This is a genomic window from Salmonella sp. SAL4457 (assembly GCF_046548235.1).
GTDB classification, from domain to species: domain Bacteria; phylum Pseudomonadota; class Gammaproteobacteria; order Enterobacterales; family Enterobacteriaceae; genus Salmonella; species Salmonella enterica.
Window position 1 is genome coordinate 1 of the sequence record NZ_JBGDZO010000585.1, and the last position, 267, is coordinate 267.

Annotated in this window: 1 protein-coding gene; it reads left to right on the forward strand. The window is 56.6% G+C overall.

Annotated features, from left to right (window positions below; translation table 11 throughout):
- On the forward strand, nucleotides 1–246 hold a 246-nt coding region (gene rplT / locus ACLJNW_RS25550), incomplete at its 5' end, for a 50S ribosomal protein L20 (protein WP_410961415.1).
- Between the last annotated feature and the right edge of the window lie 21 nt (nucleotides 247–267).

A 267-nucleotide genomic window follows, 5' to 3' on the forward strand; every position in this document is an offset into this window, starting at 1 on the left:
TACCGGGACCGTCGTGCCCGTAAGGGAGACTTCCGCAAGCTGTGGATTGCACGTATTAATGCTGCTGCTCGCCAGAATGACATGACCTATAACCGCTTCATGCAGGGTCTTCGTCTTGCTGGTATCGATCTGGATCGTAAGGTCCTCGCAGAAATTGCAGTTTCCGATCCTGCTGCCTTCACCGCTCTTGTGGATGCCGCTCGTAAGGCACTGCCGGAGGACGTCAACGCCCCCGCAGCCCAGTAGCAGTTAGGCTAACTGTGGCAC